Origin of the sequence: Mesorhizobium sp. M7D.F.Ca.US.004.03.1.1 (assembly GCF_003998635.1) — a bacterium.
Classification (GTDB): domain Bacteria; phylum Pseudomonadota; class Alphaproteobacteria; order Rhizobiales; family Rhizobiaceae; genus Mesorhizobium; species Mesorhizobium loti.
Genome location: NZ_RZQG01001649.1, coordinates 1 through 620, shown reverse-complemented (window position 1 = coordinate 620; position 620 = coordinate 1). Strand labels below are relative to the sequence as shown.

General features: G+C 66.3%; 1 protein-coding gene and 1 pseudogene. One reads left to right on the top strand and one right to left on the bottom strand.

Annotated features, from left to right (window positions below; translation table 11 throughout):
- Positions 1–223 (top strand): annotated as a pseudogene (lpxI, locus tag EN935_RS39280) (UDP-2,3-diacylglucosamine diphosphatase LpxI); the annotation flags it as partial.
- 12 nt (positions 224–235) lie between these two features.
- Here the strand turns inward: lpxI (EN935_RS39280) and lpxI (EN935_RS39275) are convergent.
- Positions 236–620 (bottom strand): UDP-2,3-diacylglucosamine diphosphatase LpxI (gene lpxI / locus EN935_RS39275; protein WP_127374415.1); only part of this gene is annotated, 385 nt, incomplete at its 5' end.

Below are 620 nucleotides of genomic sequence, written 5' to 3'. Positions count from 1 at the left end.
GAGACAGGTCCTGGCGCGAGGTCTCGAAGCGCGTGGAATAAAGGTCGTCGGCGCCCACGAAATCGTGCCGAACCTTGTCGCCACCGAAGGCGTCCTGACCAAAGCCATCCCGCGGAAATCGGACTGGCGCGACATCGAGGCAGGCCTTGCAGCGGCAAAGGCCATCGGCGCGCTGGATATCGGCCAGGCGGCGATTGCGGTCGGCGGTCGAACGATCGCGATCTTCAATGCCCTGTCAGCCATTGTGTGGCTCCGTCGCGGCAGGCAGACCAATGACGAACAGACCGAGTGCGTTGGCGCGCGCGATGGTTTCGGGGCCTTCGAGAATCAGCGAACGTCCCGCCTCGACGGCAATGCCGGCAAGCCCGGCCGCATGCACGGCTTCGACCGTTTGCGGGCCGATGGAAGGAAGATCCGCGCGCAGTTCCTGACCAGGCTTGGCGCACTTGACCAGAACGCCGCGGGTCTTCCCCGCAATACGGCCATGGCCGCGCAGCAGCTTCGCACGGTCGAGCAGTCCGGCCGTCCCCTCGATGCCTTCCAGCGCGATCGTTCGACCGCCGACCGCAATCGCCGCCTGGCCGATATCCAGCGCGCCGATGGCCTTTGCCGCTGCAAGG